17 protein-coding genes are annotated in these 17,808 nt (G+C 74.1%); 7 read left to right on the plus strand and 10 right to left on the minus strand.

Going from position 1 to position 17,808, the window contains the following annotated elements:
- Nucleotides 1-12: 12 nt before the first annotated feature.
- The 3 genes from lpdA to OIE51_RS21770 all read right to left on the minus strand — a co-directional run bounded on the left by lpdA (nucleotide 13) and on the right by OIE51_RS21770 (nucleotide 4,033).
- Nucleotides 13-1,401, minus strand: coding sequence for a dihydrolipoyl dehydrogenase (lpdA, locus tag OIE51_RS21760; protein ID WP_326599428.1), 1,389 nt, complete (start codon nucleotides 1,399-1,401; stop codon nucleotides 13-15).
- Nucleotides 1,402-1,584: 183 nt separating this feature from the next.
- A complete protein-coding gene (locus OIE51_RS21765) occupies nucleotides 1,585-3,117 on the minus strand; it encodes a leucyl aminopeptidase (RefSeq protein WP_326599429.1) in 1,533 nt (510 codons plus the stop codon).
- Between the two features lie 85 nt (nucleotides 3,118-3,202).
- Nucleotides 3,203-4,033 carry an adenosylcobinamide-GDP ribazoletransferase gene (locus tag OIE51_RS21770; protein ID WP_326599430.1) on the minus strand — a complete coding sequence of 277 codons (831 nt, stop codon included), beginning with the start codon at nucleotides 4,031-4,033 and terminating at the stop codon, nucleotides 3,203-3,205.
- Nucleotides 4,034-4,067: 34 nt separating this feature from the next.
- On the opposite strand from OIE51_RS21770, the gene OIE51_RS21775 reads away from it, so the two are divergent.
- Nucleotides 4,068-4,832, plus strand: a complete 765-nt coding sequence (locus OIE51_RS21775; protein WP_326599431.1) for a hypothetical protein — start codon at nucleotides 4,068-4,070, stop codon at nucleotides 4,830-4,832.
- 285 nt (nucleotides 4,833-5,117) lie between these two features.
- On the opposite strand, the gene OIE51_RS21780 is transcribed toward OIE51_RS21775, so the two are convergent.
- Both OIE51_RS21780 and OIE51_RS21785 read right to left on the minus strand, forming a co-directional pair.
- A complete protein-coding gene (locus OIE51_RS21780) occupies nucleotides 5,118-6,239 on the minus strand; it encodes a nicotinate-nucleotide--dimethylbenzimidazole phosphoribosyltransferase (RefSeq protein WP_326599432.1) in 1,122 nt (373 codons plus the stop codon).
- 21 nt (nucleotides 6,240-6,260) lie between these two features.
- Entirely contained in the window at nucleotides 6,261-7,460 is a 1,200-nt protein-coding gene (locus tag OIE51_RS21785; protein WP_326599433.1) for a bifunctional adenosylcobinamide kinase/adenosylcobinamide-phosphate guanylyltransferase, read from the minus strand.
- 109 nt (nucleotides 7,461-7,569) lie between these two features.
- Between OIE51_RS21785 and OIE51_RS21790 the strand changes: the two genes are divergently transcribed.
- On the plus strand, nucleotides 7,570-7,779 hold the full coding sequence (locus tag OIE51_RS21790; protein WP_326599434.1) for a hypothetical protein: 210 nt from the start codon (nucleotides 7,570-7,572) through the stop codon (nucleotides 7,777-7,779).
- An 18-nt stretch (nucleotides 7,780-7,797) separates the two neighbouring features.
- Here OIE51_RS21790 and OIE51_RS21795 read toward each other — a convergent pair whose 3' ends face one another.
- Together OIE51_RS21795 and OIE51_RS21800 are read right to left on the minus strand one after the other, a co-directional pair.
- Nucleotides 7,798-8,832, minus strand: a complete 1,035-nt coding sequence (locus OIE51_RS21795) for a S1C family serine protease (protein ID WP_326599435.1) — start codon at nucleotides 8,830-8,832, stop codon at nucleotides 7,798-7,800.
- A gap of 97 nt (nucleotides 8,833-8,929) precedes the next feature.
- Nucleotides 8,930-9,526: a DUF3043 domain-containing protein gene (locus OIE51_RS21800; protein ID WP_326599436.1), complete on the minus strand. Its 597-nt coding sequence runs from the start codon at nucleotides 9,524-9,526 to the stop codon at nucleotides 8,930-8,932.
- Between the two features lie 251 nt (nucleotides 9,527-9,777).
- Here OIE51_RS21800 and OIE51_RS21805 point away from each other — a divergent pair, with 251 nt between their 5' ends.
- From OIE51_RS21805 to OIE51_RS21820, 4 genes are read left to right on the plus strand one after another with little or no spacing between them, the layout of a single operon-like run.
- Complete coding sequence (locus OIE51_RS21805) at nucleotides 9,778-10,584, plus strand: PspA/IM30 family protein (RefSeq protein ID WP_326599437.1); 807 nt, start codon at nucleotides 9,778-9,780, stop codon at nucleotides 10,582-10,584.
- A 52-nt stretch (nucleotides 10,585-10,636) separates the two neighbouring features.
- Nucleotides 10,637-10,915 carry a PspA-associated protein PspAA gene (gene pspAA, locus OIE51_RS21810; RefSeq protein WP_326599438.1) on the plus strand — a complete coding sequence of 93 codons (279 nt, stop codon included), beginning with the start codon at nucleotides 10,637-10,639 and terminating at the stop codon, nucleotides 10,913-10,915.
- A gap of 10 nt (nucleotides 10,916-10,925) precedes the next feature.
- The gene (locus OIE51_RS21815) at nucleotides 10,926-12,287 is read left to right on the plus strand and encodes a sensor histidine kinase (protein ID WP_326599439.1); all 1,362 of its coding nucleotides are present in this window, start codon (nucleotides 10,926-10,928) and stop codon (nucleotides 12,285-12,287) included.
- Nucleotides 12,278-12,955, plus strand: coding sequence for a response regulator transcription factor (locus OIE51_RS21820; protein WP_326599440.1), 678 nt, complete (start codon nucleotides 12,278-12,280; stop codon nucleotides 12,953-12,955). The genes OIE51_RS21815 and OIE51_RS21820 overlap by 10 nt, the downstream gene beginning before the upstream one ends.
- Nucleotides 12,956-13,353: 398 nt before the next feature.
- Here OIE51_RS21820 and OIE51_RS21825 read toward each other — a convergent pair whose 3' ends face one another.
- Complete coding sequence (locus OIE51_RS21825; protein WP_326599441.1) at nucleotides 13,354-14,205, minus strand: GNAT family N-acetyltransferase; 852 nt, start codon at nucleotides 14,203-14,205, stop codon at nucleotides 13,354-13,356.
- A 34-nt stretch (nucleotides 14,206-14,239) separates the two neighbouring features.
- Nucleotides 14,240-15,457 carry a quinolinate synthase NadA gene (gene nadA / locus OIE51_RS21830; protein ID WP_326599442.1) on the minus strand — a complete coding sequence of 406 codons (1,218 nt, stop codon included), beginning with the start codon at nucleotides 15,455-15,457 and terminating at the stop codon, nucleotides 14,240-14,242.
- Between the two features lie 247 nt (nucleotides 15,458-15,704).
- Between nadA and OIE51_RS21835 the strand changes: the two genes are divergently transcribed.
- Nucleotides 15,705-16,058, plus strand: coding sequence for a HesB/IscA family protein (locus OIE51_RS21835; RefSeq protein ID WP_326599443.1), 354 nt, complete (start codon nucleotides 15,705-15,707; stop codon nucleotides 16,056-16,058).
- 70 nt (nucleotides 16,059-16,128) lie between these two features.
- Here OIE51_RS21835 and OIE51_RS21840 read toward each other — a convergent pair whose 3' ends face one another.
- Complete coding sequence (locus OIE51_RS21840) at nucleotides 16,129-17,712, minus strand: hypothetical protein (RefSeq protein WP_326599444.1); 1,584 nt, start codon at nucleotides 17,710-17,712, stop codon at nucleotides 16,129-16,131.
- Nucleotides 17,713-17,808 lie beyond the last annotated feature (96 nt).

Genomic DNA, 17,808 nt, shown 5'->3' on the forward strand with positions numbered 1-17,808 from the left:
TCACGCGGCCGGTCAGTCGTGGGAGTGCAGCGGTTTGCCGGCGAGGGCCAGGTGAGCCTCGCCGAGCGCCTCGTTCTGCGTCGGATGCGCGTGGATGAGCTGCGCCACCTCGGATGGCAGCGCCTCCCAGTTGTAGATGAGCTGGGCTTCCCCGACCTGCTCACCCATCCGGTCCCCGACCATGTGGACGCCGACCACGGCGCCGTCCCTGATCCGCACGAGCTTGATCTCGCCCGCCGTCTTCAGGATCTTGCTCTTGCCGTTTCCGGCGAGGTTGTACTTCAGTGTGACCACCTGGTCCGCACCGTACAGCTCCTTGGCCTTCGCCTCGCTGACCCCCACCGAGGCGACCTCGGGGTGGCAGTACGTGACGCGGGGCACGCCGTCGTAGTCGATCGGCACCGGCGTGAGGCCCGCCAGCCGCTCCGCGACGAGGATGCCCTCCGCGAAGCCGACGTGCGCGAGCTGGAGGGTCGGAATGAGGTCACCGACGGCCGAGATGGTCGGCACGTTCGTCCGGCAGTACTCGTCGACCACCACGTAGCCGCGGTCCATGACGACCCCGGCCTCCTCGTACCCCAGGCCCTGGGAGACCGGGCCGCGGCCGATCGCGACGAGCAGCACCTCCGCCTCGAACGTCTTGCCGTCCGCCAGGGTGACCCGCACCCCGTCCGCGGTGTACTCGGCGCCTTGGAAGAAGGTGCCGAGGTTGAACTTTATGCCGCGCTTGCGGAAGGCCCGCTCCAGCAGCTTCGAGCTGTTCTCGTCCTCGGCGGGGACGAGGTGCGGCAGGCCCTCCACGATCGTGACCTCGGAGCCGAACGAGGTCCACGCGGAGGCGAACTCCACGCCGATGACGCCGCCGCCCAGCACGATCGCGGACTTCGGCACCCGGCCGAGGACCAGCGCGTGGTCGGAGGAGATGATGCGGTCGCCGTCGATCGTCAGGCCCGGCAGTGACCTGGGCACCGAGCCGGTGGCGAGAACGATGTGCCGGCCGGTGTAGCGGCGGCCGTTGACATCGACGGAGGTGGGTGAGGACAGCCGGCCCTCACCCTCCACGTAGGTGATCTTCCGGGAGGCCACCAGGCCCTGGAGGCCCTTGTACAGGCCGGCGATCACGCCGTCCTTGTACTTGTGCACCCCCGCCATGTCGACGCCCTCGAAGGTGGTCTTCACGCCGAACTCGCCGCCCTCGCGGGCGGCGTCGGCGATCTCCCCGGCGTGCAGGAGGGCCTTGGTGGGGATACAACCGTTGTGCAGACAGGTGCCGCCCAGCTTGTTCTTCTCGATGAGGGCGACGTCAAGGCCGAGCTGCGAGGCGCGCAGGGCCGCTGCGTAACCACCGCTGCCGCCACCGAGGATCACTAGGTCGAAAACGGTGCTGGCGTCGTTCGCCACGTCACGTTCCTCCAAGGATGGGTTCGCCGGCCGGGTCGACGCTGACCGGTCGGCGCTCTGTGTTCACCGCTGGTCGCGGCTTGCTGTGGCTCGCCTTGGTGGTTGAGCCTGGCCCTGTCCTGCCAGAAACCCATCTTCGCACTTGCGCGGCGCCCGTGGGACGCTGGGCCGAATCCGTCACGGTCAGTCGGCCAGCTCGCCGTCCGCGGCGCGCTCGGCCAGCCGCAGCAGCGTGCGGACGGCGGAGCCGGTGCCGCCCTTGGGGGTGTAACCGAACGGTGAGCCCTCGTTGAACGCCGGGCCGGCGATGTCCAGGTGCGCCCAGCGGGTGCCCTCGGTGACGAACTCCTTGAGGAACAGGCCCGCGGACAGCCCGCCGCCCATGCGGTCGCCCACATTGGCGATGTCGGCGACCGACGACTTCAGGCCCTCGGCCAGCTCGGCGGGCATCGGCAGCGGCCACGACGGTTCCCCGACCTGGCCCGCCGTCTCGTGCAGCAGGTCGCGGAAGGCATCCTCGTTGCCCAGCACGCCGAACGTGCGCTTGCCCAGCGCCACCATCATCGCGCCGGTCAGCGTCGCCACGTCCACCAGCGCGTCCGGCTCCTCCTCGCAGGCGCGGGCCAGCGCGTCGGCCATCACCAGGCGGCCCTCGGCGTCGGTGTTGAGCACCTCGACCGTCTTGCCGCTGTACATGGTCAGCACGTCGCCGGGGCGGACGGCCGCACCGGAGGGCATGTTCTCGGCGAGGGCCAGCCAGCCGGTGACGTTCACCTTCAGGCCGAGCCGGGCGGCGGCCAGCACGGCGGAGAAGACGGCGGCGGCGCCGCTCATGTCGCACTTCATGGTCTCGTTGTGGCCGACCGGCTTCAGCGACAGGCCGCCGGAGTCGTAGGTGATGCCCTTGCCGACCAGGGCGAGGGTGGCGTCCGCCTCGGGGTGTGTCCAGCCGAGCCGGACCAGCCGCGGCGGAGTCGCGGAGCCCTGGCCGACGCCCATGATGCCGCCGTAGCCACCGTCGATGAGCGCCTGCTCGTCCAGGATCTCGGCGCTCACCCCGTACTCGGGGGCGGCGGCCTCCACGACGGCCGCGAAGTCGGCGGGGGAGAGGGCGTTGGGCGGGGTGTTGATCAGGTCGCGGGCGCGGGCCACTTCCTCGGCCAGCACGAGCGCCCGCTCGGCGGCGTCGGCGTGTTCCTCGTTGCCCGCGTCGGCGTCCAGGATGGTGATTCTGGCCAGCGGGGCACTGCCCGCGCTCGCGTCGGCCCGGCCCCGGAAGGCGGTGAACGCGTACGCGCCCAGCAGCGCGCCCTCCGCGATCGCCGCGACGGCCTCGGTGCCGACCACCGGCAGCGCGAAGCTGGCGTGCTCGGAGCCGGCCAGCGCCCGGGCGGCCGAGCCGGCGGCGCGGCGCAGCGCCTCGGGCTCGTAGCTCTCGCCGCCGCCCTCGGTGAGGCGGCCGAGGCCGACCGCGACGAGCAGCGGCACGGCCCAGCCGCTGGGGGCGGGAACCCGGGTGATCTCGTCCGCGTCGCCCTTGGCGCCGAGCGTGCTGAGGGTCGCGGCCAGCGTGCCGCCGAACGCCGTGTCGACAGCCGCCGCGGACGCGGAGCCGGGGGCCAGGACCGGCCCGGACTCGCCCTTGGCGATGCCGATCACCACGGCGTCCGCGGGGACAGACGTCGCGGGGAGGTTGCTGAGGGTCAGTGCAGTCACGGTGAAATGTTCCGTTTCGTCTTCGGTGTCTCGTCTGGGTCGTGCGGGGCCGTGGCGATTCGGCAGCAGACTACGCCCGCCGACCTCAGGTGGCGCCGACGGTCAGGACCAGCAGTGTCACCGTGGCCGCCGTCTCCGCGACCGCGCCGAGCACGTCGCCGGTGATCCCCCCGAAGCGCCGCCGGCAGTGACGGATCAACAGTTCGGCCGCGCTCAGCGCCAGCACGACCGCGCAGCAGCCCACGACCACGCCGCCGACCGCCGGGTCGCCGGTCAGCGACCCCGCCACCCCGGCCACCGCGGCGGCGGCCCCGGCCACCGCGAGCGCGGTCGGCACGGTCACCACTCCGGCCACCGCGGCGCCCAGCCCCTCGGGCCGGGCGGCGGGCACGCCCTCCCGGCAGGCCCAGGTCAGGGCCGTCCGCGAGACCAGGCCGGCGAGCAGGGCGCCCAGCACCGCGTGCCCGTGGCCGTGCCCGGCCAGCTCGGCGAGGGCGGCGGTCTGCGCGAGCAGCGTGAACACCAGCGTCACGACGCCGAACGGGCCGATGTCGGACCGCTTCATGATGACCAGCGCCTCGTCGGCCGGCCGGCCGCTGCCGAGCCCGTCCGCCACGTCGGCCAGCCCGTCCAGGTGCAGGCCCCGGCTGAGCACGGCCATCACGGCGACGGCGACGACGGCCGCGACCAGGCGCCCGTTGTTCACGGCGAGGAGCATCCACGAGACCAGCGCGCCCGCCAGCCCGATCGCGGCCCCGGCCAGCGGCGCGGCCAGCATCCCGCCGCGCGCGGCGGCCCGGTCCCAGCGCGGCGTCCCGACCGGAAGCACGGTCAGGGCGCCGAAGGCGAACCGCAACGCGTCCGTCTTGGTGGCGGAAGGAGGCTCGGACGGCGGTGGTGGCGGCGTGGCGTTCATCGGACCGCAGCCTAGCGCCGGACGCTGAGTCGCCATGGAGCACTGGTGGTACCGCAACATCGTCGAGCCGGGGAAGCTGCCCCTGCTGCTGGCCCTGACCGCGTTCATCGTCACTTTCCTGACCACGCGCTCGGTGACCCGGATGATCCGGGCCGGGCACGGTCCGTTCCACGACGTCTCGGCGGGCGGTCACCATGTCCACCACGCGGTGCCCGGCGTGATCCTGATGTGCGTCGGCGGCTTCGGCGGGGTCGCGGCGGGCGGCCGGGGGTGGGTGGCCGGCGCGACGGCGGTGGTCTTCGGGCTCGGCGCCGGGCTGGTGATGGACGAGTTCGCGCTGATCCTGTACCTGCAGGACGTCTACTGGTCGGAGCAGGGCCAGAAGAGCGTGGAGGCCGTGGTGCTCACCGCCTCGCTGCTCGTCATCATGCTGGTCGGCTTCTCCCCGCTGGGCGTCAACGACATCGGCGCGGACGAGCGCCAGGACCGCGCGAGCGTGCTCGCCACGCTGGTGGGGAACTTCGCGCTGGCGCTGACCGCGCTGCTGAAGGGCAAGTTCCGGGTGGCGATCCTGGGCGCGCTGATCCCCGTGGTCGCCCTGATCGGCGCGGTCCGCCTGGCCCGCCCCGGCTCGCCCTGGGCCACCCGCCTCTACCGCCGCCGCCCCCGCACGAGGGCCCGCGCCGAACGCCGCGCCCGCCGCCACGAGGCCCACTGGGGCGCGCTGGAGCGCCGCGTGGGTGACCTCCTCGGCGGCACCCCGGACGACCAGCGCGAGCCCCCGCGCCCGGGCGGCTGAGGATGGTGCCGCCGGGCCTCCGGGACAGCGCCCGCCCAGGGGAGGCCGGGCCGAGCTCGACGCGGTGCCCCGGTCCGTGTCGTCCCTGGAGAGGCGGCGTCGCGCCGACTCGCGCCGACTCGCGCCGACTCCGCCGGGCAGCGCCGACCAGCGCCGGCTCCGCCGGGCAGCTGGGCGCGTCGGCGCGTCGGCGCGTCGGTCAGGTCGCCGCCGAGCCGTCCGGAACCGATCGTTCCCACGGCGCGCGGCCGGGGCGGGTCAGGTCGGCCGGGGCGGTCAGGTCGGTCAGGTCGCGTCCGCGACCGCCGTGGACGGCTCGGGGGTGTCCTGGGCCGGCTCCGGCTCGGAGGTGGTCCCGGGGAGCTCGGGCAGCTCCGCCGCCAGGGCGGCGGCGGCGCGCAGGAGGGGGAGGGCCAGCAGGGCGCCCGTTCCCTCGCCCGTCGTCACGCCGTGGTCGAGCAGCGGGTCCATCGCCAGCCGGTCCAGCGCCTTGGCCTGGCCCGGCTCGCCGCTGGCCTGGCCCGCCAGCCACCAGTCCGGCGCGCGGAACGCGACCCGCTGGGCCACCAGGGCGCAGGCCGCCGAGACGACGCCGTCGAGGATGACCGGCGTGCGGCGCACCGCCGACTGGAGCAGGAAGCCGGTCATCGCGGTCAGGTCCGCGCCGCCGACGGTGGCGAGCAGCTGGAGCTGGTCGCCCAGCACGGGTCGGGCCCGGCGCAGTCCGTCCCGGATCGCCGCGCACTTGCGCATCCACGTCAGGTCGTCGATGCGGACCCCGCCGCGCCCGGTGACGACGGAGGCGTCGGTGCCGCACAGCGCCGCGATCAGCACCCCGGCCGCCGTGGTGCCGCCCACCGAGACGTCGCCGAGGACCAGCAGATCGGTCCCGGCGTCGGCCTCCTCGTCCGCGACGGCCATGCCCGCCCGGAACGCCCGCTCCGCCTCGTCGGCCGTGAGCGTGTCCGCCACGTCCAGCCGTTCCGACCCCCGGCGCACCCGGTGCCGGCCCACCTCGTCGGGCAGCTCGTCCGGCGGACAGTCCAGCGCCATGTCCACCACGCGCACCGGCACCCCGGTCTGCCGCGCCAGCACGGCGGCCGGGCTGGCCCCGTCCAGCACCGCCCGCACCAGGGCGCTCGCGCCGCCCGCCGGGCGGGCCGAGACACCGAGCGAGGCGACGCCGTGGTCCCCGGCGAACAGCACGGCCCGGGGCCGTTCGATCGGCGTCACCGGCACCCGCGCCTGCGCGGCGGCGAGCCACGTGCCCAGCTCGTCCAGCCGCCCGAGTGCCTTGGGGGGCAAGCCGGTTCGCGCCCGCCGCTCCTCGGCCCGGCGCCGGAGCCGGGCGCTCGGGCGCTCGATGAGATCGCCGAAGTCGTCGAGGTTGAGACCGCCGTCACTCATGCGCACGAGACTACCGCCGCGCTACTGGCGCAACGGCAGAACGGTCCCGGCCACCGCCAGCAGGACCTGTTCGCACTCGGCGGCCACCGCCGCGTTCAGGCGGCCGAGTTCGTCGCGGAACCGGCGGCCGGCCGGCGTCGCCGGGACGACGCCCGAGCCCACCTCGTTGCTCACCAGGACGACCCTGCGGCGCGTCGCGCGCACCGCGTCGGTCAGCGCGGCGGTCCGGCCGGCCAGCGCCCCGGCGCCGCCGCGCCGCCACCGCTCGTCGGCCCAGGCGCCGACCGCGTCCATCGCGTCGGTCAGCCACAGCGCGAGACAGTCGATCAGCAGCGGCGGCCCGTCCTCCTCGGCCAGCAGCGGTACCAGGTCGCACGTCTCGACCGTGGACCAGCCCGGCGGGCGCCGCTCGCGGTGGGCCGCGATCCGGGCGGTCCACTCCGGGTCGTCCGCGCGCCGGCCGCCCGTGGCCACGTAGACGACGCCGGGGAACGCGGCCAGCCGCCGTTCCGCCTCGGCCGACTTCCCCGAGCGGGCGCCGCCCAGCACCAGGGTCCGGCGGGGCAGGTCGGGAACGCGCCGGAAGTCGCCCACCGTCAGCCGCGCGCCGTCCCCCTCGGCCCGCGCGCCCGCCGCCGCGAGCGTGCGCCGCAGCTCGGCGCCCGGCGGCATGTCGTGGTCGAGGTGGACGGCGACCACGTCCGTGGTCAGGCCGACCGCGCCGGAGGCGCGCAGCCGCGCCAGCGCGTCGGGCCGGCCGGCGACGTCCAGCAGACACAGGTCGTACGGCGGCCCGTCGGCGGGCCCGGCTGGGGCCGCGCCCGGCGGCAGATACAGCACGCGCCCGCCGTCGGGCCCGGTGACGGCGTAGCCGGTGCCGGGCGCGTCCATCGGCACCGCCCGCACCCGGTGGCCGCTGAGCAGGGTCAGCTCCCGGCCGTCGGGCAGCCGGATCGGCGCGGGCAGCTCGGAGGGGACTTCGAGCGCGGGCCCGTCGTGCGGATGGCTGAGCAGCACCTGCCGCACGCCCTGCAGCGACTCCCCGGCGCGGGCCGCCGACAGCGCGGCGCCGGGGGTCAGGTCGAGCAGCAGCGCGCCGTCGACCAGCACGGCGGTCGCCGTGCGGACGTGGCCGCCGAGCGAGCGGGCGCACGCGGCGCAGGGACAGCCGGGTCGGGGGAGGCCGGCCGGGGCGCCGGTGCCGAGCAGAGTGACGTACACAGAGGGATCCTCTCCTCCCGCCTCGGCGGCGCGCGCGGTGGTGCGCTCCGGGCCCGGCCGTGATTTAGTCTGCGATCAGGCAAGTCGGGCTGGGATCGGGAGGTTTCGTATGGCGTGGGAGTGGCGGTTCGAGAAGGCTGATGGCTCTCCGACCGAGCCGTCGCAGGCGCCCGGTGACTTCGGGACCCAGGGCGACGCGGAGTCCTGGATCGGCGAGGCGTGGCCCGAACTTCTGACCGACGGCATCGATCAGGTGTCGCTCCTGGAGGACGGCACCAAGGTGTACGGGCCGATGAGCCTGCACACCGCCGAGGAGTAGCCCTTCCCGCACCAGCCCTCACGCCTCCCCGAGGGTGACTTCCGCCGTCCGCCGGTCCTCGTTCCGCTCGTACACCACCTCGACCCGCCGGCCGGGACGGTGCGTGGCCAGCGCCTCGGCGAGCGAGACGACGTCGGTGACCTCCTCCGCGCCGACCTCCACCACGACGTCGCCCGGCCGCAGCCCCGCGCTGTCGGCCGGGCCGCCGTCCGTCGCCTCCACGATCGCCGCCCCGGCGGGCTCGAAGCCGTCGCCGAGGACGGTGCGCACGGAGACGCCGAGGGCGGCGCGCCCGGAGTCCACGACCCGGCCGTGCTCGATCATCTGGTCCGCGAGGAACGTCACGGTCGAGGCGGGGATCGCGAAGCCGATGCCGGGGGCCTGGCCGCCGCTGAGGCCCGGATCGCGGGCGGCCAGCGTGGGAATGCCGATGACGTGGCCGGACAGGTTCACCAGCGCGCCGCCGCTGTTGCCGGGGTTGATGTCGGCCGAGGTCTGCACCATGTTGCCCAGCGTCGCCTCCCCCTCGCCCTCGCTGACCGCCCGGCCCACCGCGGAGACGATGCCCTGGGTGACGCTGGAGGACAGGCCCAGGGGGTTGCCCATGGCCAGCACCATCTGGCCGACCTCGACCTTGGCGGAGTCCCCGAACGTGGCCGGCCGCAGCTGGTCCGGCACGTCGGTCAGCTCGATGACGGCGAGGTCCTGCTCCGGATAGGACGCCACCAGCTCCGCCCGCGCCGGCTCCCGCCCGGTGGCGAGCAGCACGTCGAACTCCTCGCCCGCGCCGACGACATGGGCGTTGGTGACGATGTGCCCGTCCTCGTCGTAGACGACGCCGGAGCCGAGGCCGTCCTCGGTGGTGATCTGGACGACGGACGGCAGCACGTCGTTGACCACCTCCTCGTAGGTCTCCTGGAGGTCGTCGGACACCGTGGGCGCCGGCGCCCGGGTGCCCTCCTCGGCGGCGGGGGAGCCCGAGGTGCATCCCGAGCCCCCGGCGAGCAGCGCCATCGCGCACAGCACGGCCGGAGCTGGTGTGGTGAGGGCCATAACGGCATTCTGTGCGCACCCGGCCCCCGACCCGGCCCGGAGCTAGGCCGTTCCGGCGAGAGGTCATCCCCGGGCGGGCGCGGCGCGGGACCGGGTCTCAGCGGGGGGCGTCGCCGCGTTTGATGGTGGGGCGGGGCAGGCGCATCCGGCGCATCTGCATCGTGCGCATCAGGGCGTAGGCCGTGGCGCCGCGCAGGCTCTCGTTCGGGAAGCGGGTGCGGAGCTGCTTCTTGAGGCGGCGGGTCATCAGCACCGAGTCGACCACGATCGCCAGGATGACCACGAGCCACAGCAGCAGCGCGATGTTCCGCGCCTGGAGGGACGGCAACATGCTCAGGATCAGGATGAGCACCGCCGTCGGCAGGAAGAACTCCGCCACGTGCCACCTGGTGTCCACGAAGTCCCGCGCGAAGCGCCGGACCGGGCCGCGGTCACGGACCGGGAGGTGCCGCTCGTCGCCGGACAGCAGCGCCTCGCGCTGCTTGGTCAGCTGCGCCCGCCGGGCCTCGCGGGCGCGGCGGGCCGCGTCCTTCCGGTTGGTCGCGGGCTTGACGGCCGAGCGCCGCTGCGCCTCGGCCTCGCTGCGCTTCGGCGTGGGGCGGCCCTTGGGCGCCTGGGGATCCCGGCCCAGCGGCTGGTCAGCCTCGGACTCGGGATTCTTCTCGGGGGCTTCTTTCGAACGGCTTCGGAACACACCCCCAGCCTACGTTCTCGCCGCACCGCCCCCCTCCCGCCCGCCGGGCACGATCCGGCAACGGCCCCGGCCCCCACTCCGCGGGTACTCCTCAGGCGGGAGCCGCGCCGGCCGCGATCGTCCTGAGGGAGGAGCCGGAAGGCGGTCGCTCGGTGCGCTAATGGATACAGGCCCCGTAGGGTAGTAGGGGATCAGCAGCAGCAGTTACGGCCAGAGGCTCGAGTCCGTCATGAAGGGGGCGCGCGAAGCCCATGAGCGGTGTCATGAAGCGGATGGGAATGATCTTCCGCGCTAAGGCGAACAAAGCCCTGGACCGGGCCGAGGATCCCCGGGAGACGCTGGACTACTCCTATCAGAAGCAGCTGGAGCTGCTCCAGAAGGTGCGGCGCGGTGTCGCCGACGTGGCCACCTCGCGCAAGCGGCTGGAGCTCCAGCTCAACCAGCTCAACGTCCAGTCCGCCAAGCTGGAGGACCAGGGCAAGAAGGCCCTCGCCCTCGGCCGCGAGGACCTGGCCCGCGAGGCGCTGACCCGGCGGGCCGGCCTCGCGCAGCAGATCACCGACCTCCAGCAGCAGCACGAGACCCTCCAGACGGAGGAGACCAAGCTCACTCTGGCGGCGCAGCGGCTCCAGGCGAAGGTGGACGCGTTCCGCACCCGCAAGGAGACGATCAAGGCCACCTACACCGCCGCCCAGGCGCAGACCCGGATCGGGGAGGCGTTCTCCGGCATCTCCGAGGAGATGGGCGATGTCGGCATGGCCATCCAGCGCGCGGAGGACAAGACCGCGCAGCTCCAGGCCCGCGCCGGCGCCATCGACGAGCTGCTCGCCTCGGGCGCCCTGGACGACCCGACCGGCACGTCCAAGGACGACCTGACCGCCGAGCTGGACCGCATCGCGGGCAACGCGGACGTAGAGTTCGAGCTGGAGCGGATGAAGGCCGAGCTGGCCGGCGGCCCCTCCGCCGGGCGGCAGGCGCTGGAGGGTGGCGGCGGTCCCGCCGAGGCGGGCGAGCGGCGGGAGCAGCGGCAGGAGTCCCCCAAGTTCGACAAGCAGTGATCGCGCCACCGTGACGGTCACTGGGGTTTTCGGAGGATGCTCGGAGGGCGACATGATCGTGCGGATCATGGGGGAGGGGCAGGTCAGGCTGGACGACAGCCACTTCCCCGCGCTGAACCAGCTGGACGACGAGCTCATGACCGAGCTGCAGTCGGGCGACAGCGAAGGATTCCATCGCACCCTCGCCGCCCTGCTCGAAGCGGTCCGCGCGATGGGCACGCCGCTGCCCGACGATTCGCTGGAGCCCTCGGAGCTGATCCTCCCCTCCCCCGAGGCGTCCATCGCCGAGGTGCGCGTCATGCTCACCGAAGACGGACTCATCCCGGACTGAAGCCCCGGCCGTGACTCATCCGCAGGTCGTCCCCGCCCGGCAGTGGCTCCGGGCCCACCCGCTCGCGCTCGACGCGCTGGTCTCGCTCGCCGTGCTCGGCTTCGCGCTCTGCGTCTCCGTGACCGAGTCCCGCCAGCCGGACGGCGGCTCCGGCTTCGGCGAACGGCACCTGGCCGGGCACACCCTGGCGCTGTACGGGCTGGCCGCCGCCGCGCTGACGCTGCGCCGCCGGTTCCCCCGGAAGGTCCTGGTGACCGTCGGGGCGGTGGCGATGCTGGAGCTCTTCCTCGGCACCGGTTCCTACACCGCCGCCGAGCGGCACTCCTCGATCGTGATCTTCGTGGTCGTGGCGCTGTTCACCGTCGCCCTGGCCACCGACCGCGCGACGACGCTGCGGCTGGGCCTGATCACCACCGCCGTGTTCACGCCGGCGGCGATGCTGATGGGCGTCCAGCCCTGGTACGACCCGGAGAACCTGGGCGTCTTCGCCTGGACCGCGCTGGCCTCCGCGATGGGCGAGGCGGTGCGCACCCGCCGGGCCATGGTGGACGCCATCCGTGAGCGGGCCGAGCGGGCCGAGCGCACCCGCGAGGAGGAGGCCCGCCGCCGGGTCGCCGAGGAGCGGATGCGGATCGCCCGGGAGCTGCACGACGTCGTGGCCCACCACATCGCGCTGGTCAACGTCCAGGCCGGCGTCGCCTCCCACGTCATGAGCACCCGCCCCGACCAGGCGATGGAGGCGCTCGGCCACATCCGCCACGCCAGCCGCCGGGCCCTGGCCGAGCTCCAGACGACGGTCGGGCTGCTGCGCCACCAGGACGAGCCGATCGCGCCCACCGAGCCGGTCCGTGGCCTGGGGGTGCTGGACGAGCTCGTCGAGGGCTTCGCGCAGGCGGGCATGGCGGTGACCGTGGACGCCCCGGCCGCCGCCGCCCCGCTGCCCTCCGCCGTCGACCTGGCCGCCTACCGGGTGGTGCAGGAGGCGCTGACCAACGTGCACAAGCACGCCGGCCCCGAGGCGACCGCCCGCGTCCGCATCGTCCGCTCGGGCGGTGCCGCCGACGCCGCGCTGGACATCACCGTGGACGACGACGGCCCGTGCCCGGCGGGCGAGACCGTCGGTGCCGGTGCCGAAGGGGACGGCGACGGCGACGGCGGGGAGGAACGGCGGCACGGCGGCAGCGGTCACGGACTGACCGGGATGCGGGAGCGGGCGACCGCGCTCAGCGGCACCTGCGAGGTGGGTCCGAAGGACGGTGGCGGATTCCGGGTGCGGGTCAGCCTGCCCCTCCAGTCCCCGACGCGCCCGCCCGAGCCCGGAGTGGAGCCGGCCCGGCGCGCGGCCCGGCACGGCGGCGGGTGGTGCGCGTGATCCGGGTGGTGCTGGTGGACGACCAGGCACTGCTGCGCAGCGCCTTCCGGGTGCTGGTCGAGTCCGACCCCGGCATGACCGTCACCGGCGAGGCGTCGGACGGCGACGAGGCACTGAAGGTGATCCGCGACCAGGGCGCGGACGTGGTGCTGATGGACATCCGGATGCCGGGTCTGGACGGCCTGGCCGCGACCCGGGCCATCGGCGCGGACCCGGCCTTTGACGGGGTGCGGGTGGTCATCCTCACCACCTTCGAGTCCGACGACTATGTGGTGGAGGCGCTGCGCGCCGGCGCCTCCGGCTTCCTCGGCAAGGGCGCCGAGCCCGCCGAGCTGCTCAACGCGATCCGGCTGGCGGCCGTCGGCGAGGCGCTGCTGTCGCCGTCGGCGACGCGCGGGCTGATCGCGCGCTTCCTGGCCCAGAAGGACCACGACCGCGTCGCGCCGGACTCCTCGGCGCTGGACGTGCTCACCGTCCGCGAGCGCGAGGTGCTGGTCGAGGTGGCGAGCGGGCTGTCCAACGACGAGATCGCCCGGCGCCTGTCCGTCAGCCCGCTGACGGTCAAGACGCACATCAACCGGCTGCTGACCAAGCTTTCCGCCCGCGACCGCGCCCAGCTCGTCGTCACGGCGTACGAGACGGGCCTGGTCCGCCCGCGCTCCACCTGACGGCCCGGCCCGCCTCCCCGCCGGGGTCGGCCCAGCCAGCCGCAGCGCCGTCGCCAGCGCGCTGTCGTGGCCCCGCGCAGGCTCCTCCTCGGTGCGGGCCACGGTGGGTGTGCTCCGGCGGGATACCCGTCACGTCGTAGGTGGTGCCCCCGGCGGTGCGGCACTGCTCGGTGCGGGCCACGGTGGGTGTGCTCCGGCGGGATACCCGTCACGTCGTAGGTGGTGCCCCCGGCGGTGCGGCACTGCTCGGTGCGGGCCACGGTGGGTGTGCTCCGGCGGGATACCCGTCACGTCGTAGGTGGTGCCCCCGGCGGTGCGGCACTGCTCGTTGGGCGGCCAGCACCGCCGGCCGGTCCCACCGGCGCACTGGCCCTACGGGCGCACTGGCCCCCGCTGGATCACAAGAAGTGGACCGACGGCAGGTACGGCGCCGGCGGGCGCATGCCGCGCAGGCACAGGTAGCCGTCGGCGGACAGCTCCAGGCCGGCCGCGAAGCCGACGTCCACCGCCCACTCCTGTTCGGCCGTCAGGTGCCGGACGGTCGCCGGGGAGCCGGGCGGCAGGCTGAGCAGGGCCGAGGTCAGCAGCCGTACCGCGATCCGGCGCGAGGTGGCCGCGAGCAGCTCGACGTTGCCGTCCTCGGTCAGATAGCAGTACCCGCTGCCGGCCAGGTCGTCGGCCACGACCACCCGGCAGTGCCGCAGCAGCTCGCCGTGGTCGGGCCCGTGGGCGGCGCCGCGCAGTCGCCGGTCCACGGAGTCCATCAGATCGCGCTGCGCGGGCCCGCCCTCGATCGCCGGGCCGTCGGGGACGGTGAGCCGGGTGGCGTCCACCGTCCCCGACAGCCGCATCGACGGGTGCAGGCTAAACCCGGCGCCCCGGTAGACGCGGGCGGCGCCGGAGTGCGGCCGGGCGCAGATGATGCCGCGCAGGGTGCCCCGGCCGTACGCCGCCGCTCGGCGCATCAGCTCCTTGCCCACGCCCTTGCCCTGCGCCTCGGGCGCCACCACGAGCAGCGACAGCCCCCACAGGCCCTCGCGCAGGGACGCCAGGGCCGCCCCGACCGGGCGGCCCGCGTCGTCCTCGGCGAGCCAGCAGCCGGCCGGGTCGGTCTCGGCCAGGTGCCGGACTCTGCGCAGGAAGCGGACGGTCCGCCGTTCGTTCCACTCGCCGTCCCCGAACGCGGCGGCGGTCACGGAACGCACGGCCTCGGCGTCCGCTCGGCTGTCTCGTACCCGGCGCAGGATCATGGGATCCATCGTGGCCCGGCGCGCGGCCGGGGTGCTACGGCAACGCGAGCATCCGGTCGAGAGCGAGCTTGGCGTAGTGCTCCGTCTCGGGGTCGACGGTGATCCGGTTCACGATCTTCCCGTCGGCCAGCGACTCCAGGGCCCACACCAGGTGCGGCAGGTCGATGCGGTTCATCGTGGAGCAGAAGCACACCGTCCGGTCGAGGAAGACGATCTCCTTGTCCTCGGGGGCATAACGATTCGCCAGCCGCCGGACCAGGTTCAGCTCGGTGCCCACGGCCCACTTGGAGCCGGCCGGGGCGGCGTCCAGGGTCGTGATGATGTGTTCGGTGGAGCCGACGTGGTCGGCCGCCGCGACGACCTCGTGGCGGCACTCGGGGTGCACCAGCACATTGACGCCGGGGACGCGGGCGCGGACCTCGTTGACCGAGTCGAGCGAGAAGCGGCCGTGCACCGAGCAGTGGCCGCGCCACAGGATCATCCGGGCCCGGCGAAGCTGGTCGGCGGTCAGCCCGCCGCCCGGCTTGTGCGGGTTGTAGACGACGCAGTCGTCCAGTGACAGGCCCAGCTCCCGCACGGCGGTGTTGCGGCCGAGGTGCTGGTCGGGGAGGAAGAGGACCTTCCCGTTGCCGCCGCCCAGGCCGTCGCCGTCGCCGGCCTGGGCGAAGGCCCACTCCAGGGCGCGGGTGGCGTTCGAGGAGGTGCAGACGGTGCCGCCGTTGCGGCCGGTGAACGCCTTGATGTCGGCCGAGGAGTTCATATAGGTGACGGGCACGGTGACATCGGCCACACCCGCGTCGGTCAGCACGTCCCACGCCTCGGCGACCTGCTCGGCGCTGGCCATGTCGGCCATCGAGCAGCCGGCGGCCAGGTCGGGGAGGACGACCGCCTGCGCGTCGGAGGTGAGGATGTCGGCGGATTCGGCCATGAAGTGGACGCCGCAGAAGACGATGTACTCGGCCTGCGGGCGGGCGGCGGCGTCGCGGGCCAGCTTGAAGGAGTCCCCGGTCACGTCCGCGAACTGGATGACCTCGTCGCGCTGATAGTGGTGGCCGAGCACGAACAGCCGGTCGCCGAGCCTGGCCTTGGCCGCGCGGGCCCGTTCCACCAGGTCGGGGTCGGAGGCCGCCGGCAGATCGCCGGGACAGTCCACCCCGCGCTCGCTGGCCGGGTCGGCGGCCCGGCCCAGCAGGAGGAGGGCGAGCGGGGTCGGCTCGACGTCAAGGGTCTGGGCGGTGTTCACGGCTCCCACCCTTCTTTCTGTGCTGTCCAACGCCTTTTCGTCGGATTGACACGATTGATCATAACTGCTTCGTGTCAGTTTGACGATGTCGATAGCGTCACTGTGACGCATTCCGCGATGGGGCCCGGTGTGCGAGCATGAGGGAAACGAGAGAAAGACGCGCCGGAGCCGGAATGAAACCGGGGGGCCGTCTGTTGGCGCACTCGGCAGAGCATTCCTTACACAGTGCATTCCGTACTACCTGGGAGATACGCAGATGTCCGTAACGGAAGAGACCGTTGTCAGCGGCGGCATCATCGTTTCCGACACGGCCGTGGCGAAGGTCAGGAGCCTGCTGGAGCAGGAAGGGCGTGACGACCTCGCGCTCCGCGTCGCGGTCCAGCCCGGCGGATGCTCCGGTCTGCGCTACCAGCTCTTCTTCGACGAGCGCTCGCTCGACGGCGACGTGGTCAAGGACTACGACGGCGTGAAGGTCGTCACGGACCGGATGAGCGCCCCCTACCTCGGCGGTGCGTCGATCGACTTCGTCGACACCATCGAGAAGCAGGGCTTCACCATCGACAACCCGAACGCCACGGGCTCCTGCGCCTGCGGCGACTCCTTCAGCTGAGCGGCACGGCACGGCGGAGGCGGCGGACCGATCGACCGGGTCCGCCGCCTCCGCCCTCGCACGTCCGCGCTCAGCGGACCGGGATCGTCTCGCCCCGCTCGTCCAGTAGCGCGCGGTCCCCGATCGCCTCGTCCAGCGCGATCTCGGTCGTCTGCTCCTCGGCGAGCATGATGCACTCCCGGGTCTCGTCCGGGTGGGCGGTTTCCAGGCTCACCGTCACCTCGTCGCCCGACTCGTCCGGCACGGCGACGTAGTCGTCGCAGACCCCGCCCCAGAAGCGCAGGGTCAGCGTGGTGTCCGACTCCTCGTAGGGCGCGATCGACCAGCCGGTGTCCGGAATGTCCGCGTCCGCTCCCGGGTCGGCCGGCGCGGAACCGGAGCCGGATCCGGTGTCCGGCCCGGAGCCGGGCTCCGAGCCGGGCTCGGCGGGTTCGGCCGGCTCGTCGGACACCCCGCCGTCCGCCGCGTACTCGAAGGCCACGGCCGGGTGGCTCAGCACGGTCGGTATGCCGCCGGTCAGCGTCCCGGTGAAGAGCCAGGACGGCACCAGCACCGCCTCCTGCTCGGTGTAGTGCAGGGCCAGCCCGAACTCGGCGGTCACGTCCATCGGCGCCGGCTTCTCCGTGCCGGACGGGCAGTCCGGCACCGTTCCCGGCTCGATCGGCGGGACCGGCTCCGACTCCCGCCTGGATTCGGGCACGTCGTCCGGCACCGGCTCGGCGTAGTCCGTCGGACCGCAGGCGATCTCGGGCACGGGCAGCTCGGCCAGCGTCCCGTTGTAGCTCTCGACGGCCCTGGGCGCGTCGGCCGTGACGGCGCGCTCCTCGCCCACCTCGGTGGCCGCCAGCGCGCCCGCGGCGCTGGCCACCTCGCCGTCGGCCCCGATGTACAGCTCGGTCCGCAGGCCGTTCACCGGCAGTCCGTCCACCACGGGATACGCCCGCACGACGCGCTGCGACCCCGCGGTGAGCTCCGCGTCGACATCGGCGTCGGCCAGACCCAGGTCCGCCAGCAGCGGCTCGGCCACGCGCAGCGCCTCCTCGGTGGACGGCGGCGAACCGCCGTCGTCCACGGGGATTTCCGGGCTCGACACGGAGGCGTCCGGGCCGTCCGGCTCGACGTTGTCCGTGATCACGTCGTGCACGTCCGCGCCGTACGACCAGTACCCCGGCGCCTCGCCCGTCACGGTCAGGGACATCCCGTCGGCCTCGGAACCCCCCACCACCCAGGACGGGCTGGGCCCCGTCAGGCCCTCGCTCTCCAGACCGAAGACGGCCGCCACCTCGGCGACCCGCTCCCCGGTGACCTCCTCGAAGCCGTACACCGGCGCGCGCTCCGGGCCGGCCGGCGTGTCACCGGTCAGCCGCAGCGGGACCGGCGCGGCCAGCTCCATGGCCAGGTCCTGGTCCCGCTGGACATCGGCCCGGGAGGCCCCGGTGCCGTCCAGCACCAGGGGCGCCGACGCGGCACCGCCCGCCCCCGCCGCGTCGTCCCCGCTTCCGTCGTCGTCCAGCAGGCCGCTCACTCCGTACAGGCCGCCCGCGATGACCGCGACGGCCACCGCCACGGCCGTGATCACGGGCCACCCCCGGCGCCCGTTCCCGTCCTGGCCCTCGGGGGTGTCCGCGCCCTCGCGGGTCTCCTCGTCAGCCATGTCATCGCTCCTCGGATCCGGCGGATACGTACGCCCGTTGGACGGGGCGACCGCGAAGCCGGTTCCCCTCTCCCACCCGTGCCCGGTGCCGGGCCG

It is taken from the genome of Streptomyces sp. NBC_01803, assembly GCF_035917415.1.
Taxonomy (GTDB): Bacteria; Actinomycetota; Actinomycetes; order Streptomycetales; family Streptomycetaceae; genus Streptomyces.

Bases quoted from the DNA above. Each gene is read 5' to 3' on its own strand.
- OIE51_RS21770 (WP_326599430.1), bottom strand. From the start codon at position 4,033: ATGAACGCCACGCCGCCACCACCGCCGTCCGAGCCTCCTTCCGCCACC.
- OIE51_RS21775 (WP_326599431.1), top strand. From the start codon at position 4,068: ATGGAGCACTGGTGGTACCGCAACATCGTCGAGCCGGGGAAGCTGCCC.
- OIE51_RS21780 (WP_326599432.1), bottom strand. From the start codon at position 6,239: ATGAGTGACGGCGGTCTCAACCTCGACGACTTCGGCGATCTCATCGAG.
- OIE51_RS21790 (WP_326599434.1), top strand. From the start codon at position 7,570: ATGGCGTGGGAGTGGCGGTTCGAGAAGGCTGATGGCTCTCCGACCGAG.
- OIE51_RS21795 (WP_326599435.1), bottom strand. From the start codon at position 8,832: ATGGCCCTCACCACACCAGCTCCGGCCGTGCTGTGCGCGATGGCGCTG.
- OIE51_RS21805 (WP_326599437.1), top strand. From the start codon at position 9,778: ATGAGCGGTGTCATGAAGCGGATGGGAATGATCTTCCGCGCTAAGGCG.
- pspAA (WP_326599438.1), top strand. From the start codon at position 10,637: ATGATCGTGCGGATCATGGGGGAGGGGCAGGTCAGGCTGGACGACAGC.
- OIE51_RS21825 (WP_326599441.1), bottom strand. From the start codon at position 14,205: ATGATCCTGCGCCGGGTACGAGACAGCCGAGCGGACGCCGAGGCCGTG.
- OIE51_RS21835 (WP_326599443.1), top strand. From the start codon at position 15,705: ATGTCCGTAACGGAAGAGACCGTTGTCAGCGGCGGCATCATCGTTTCC.
- OIE51_RS21840 (WP_326599444.1), bottom strand. From the start codon at position 17,712: ATGGCTGACGAGGAGACCCGCGAGGGCGCGGACACCCCCGAGGGCCAG.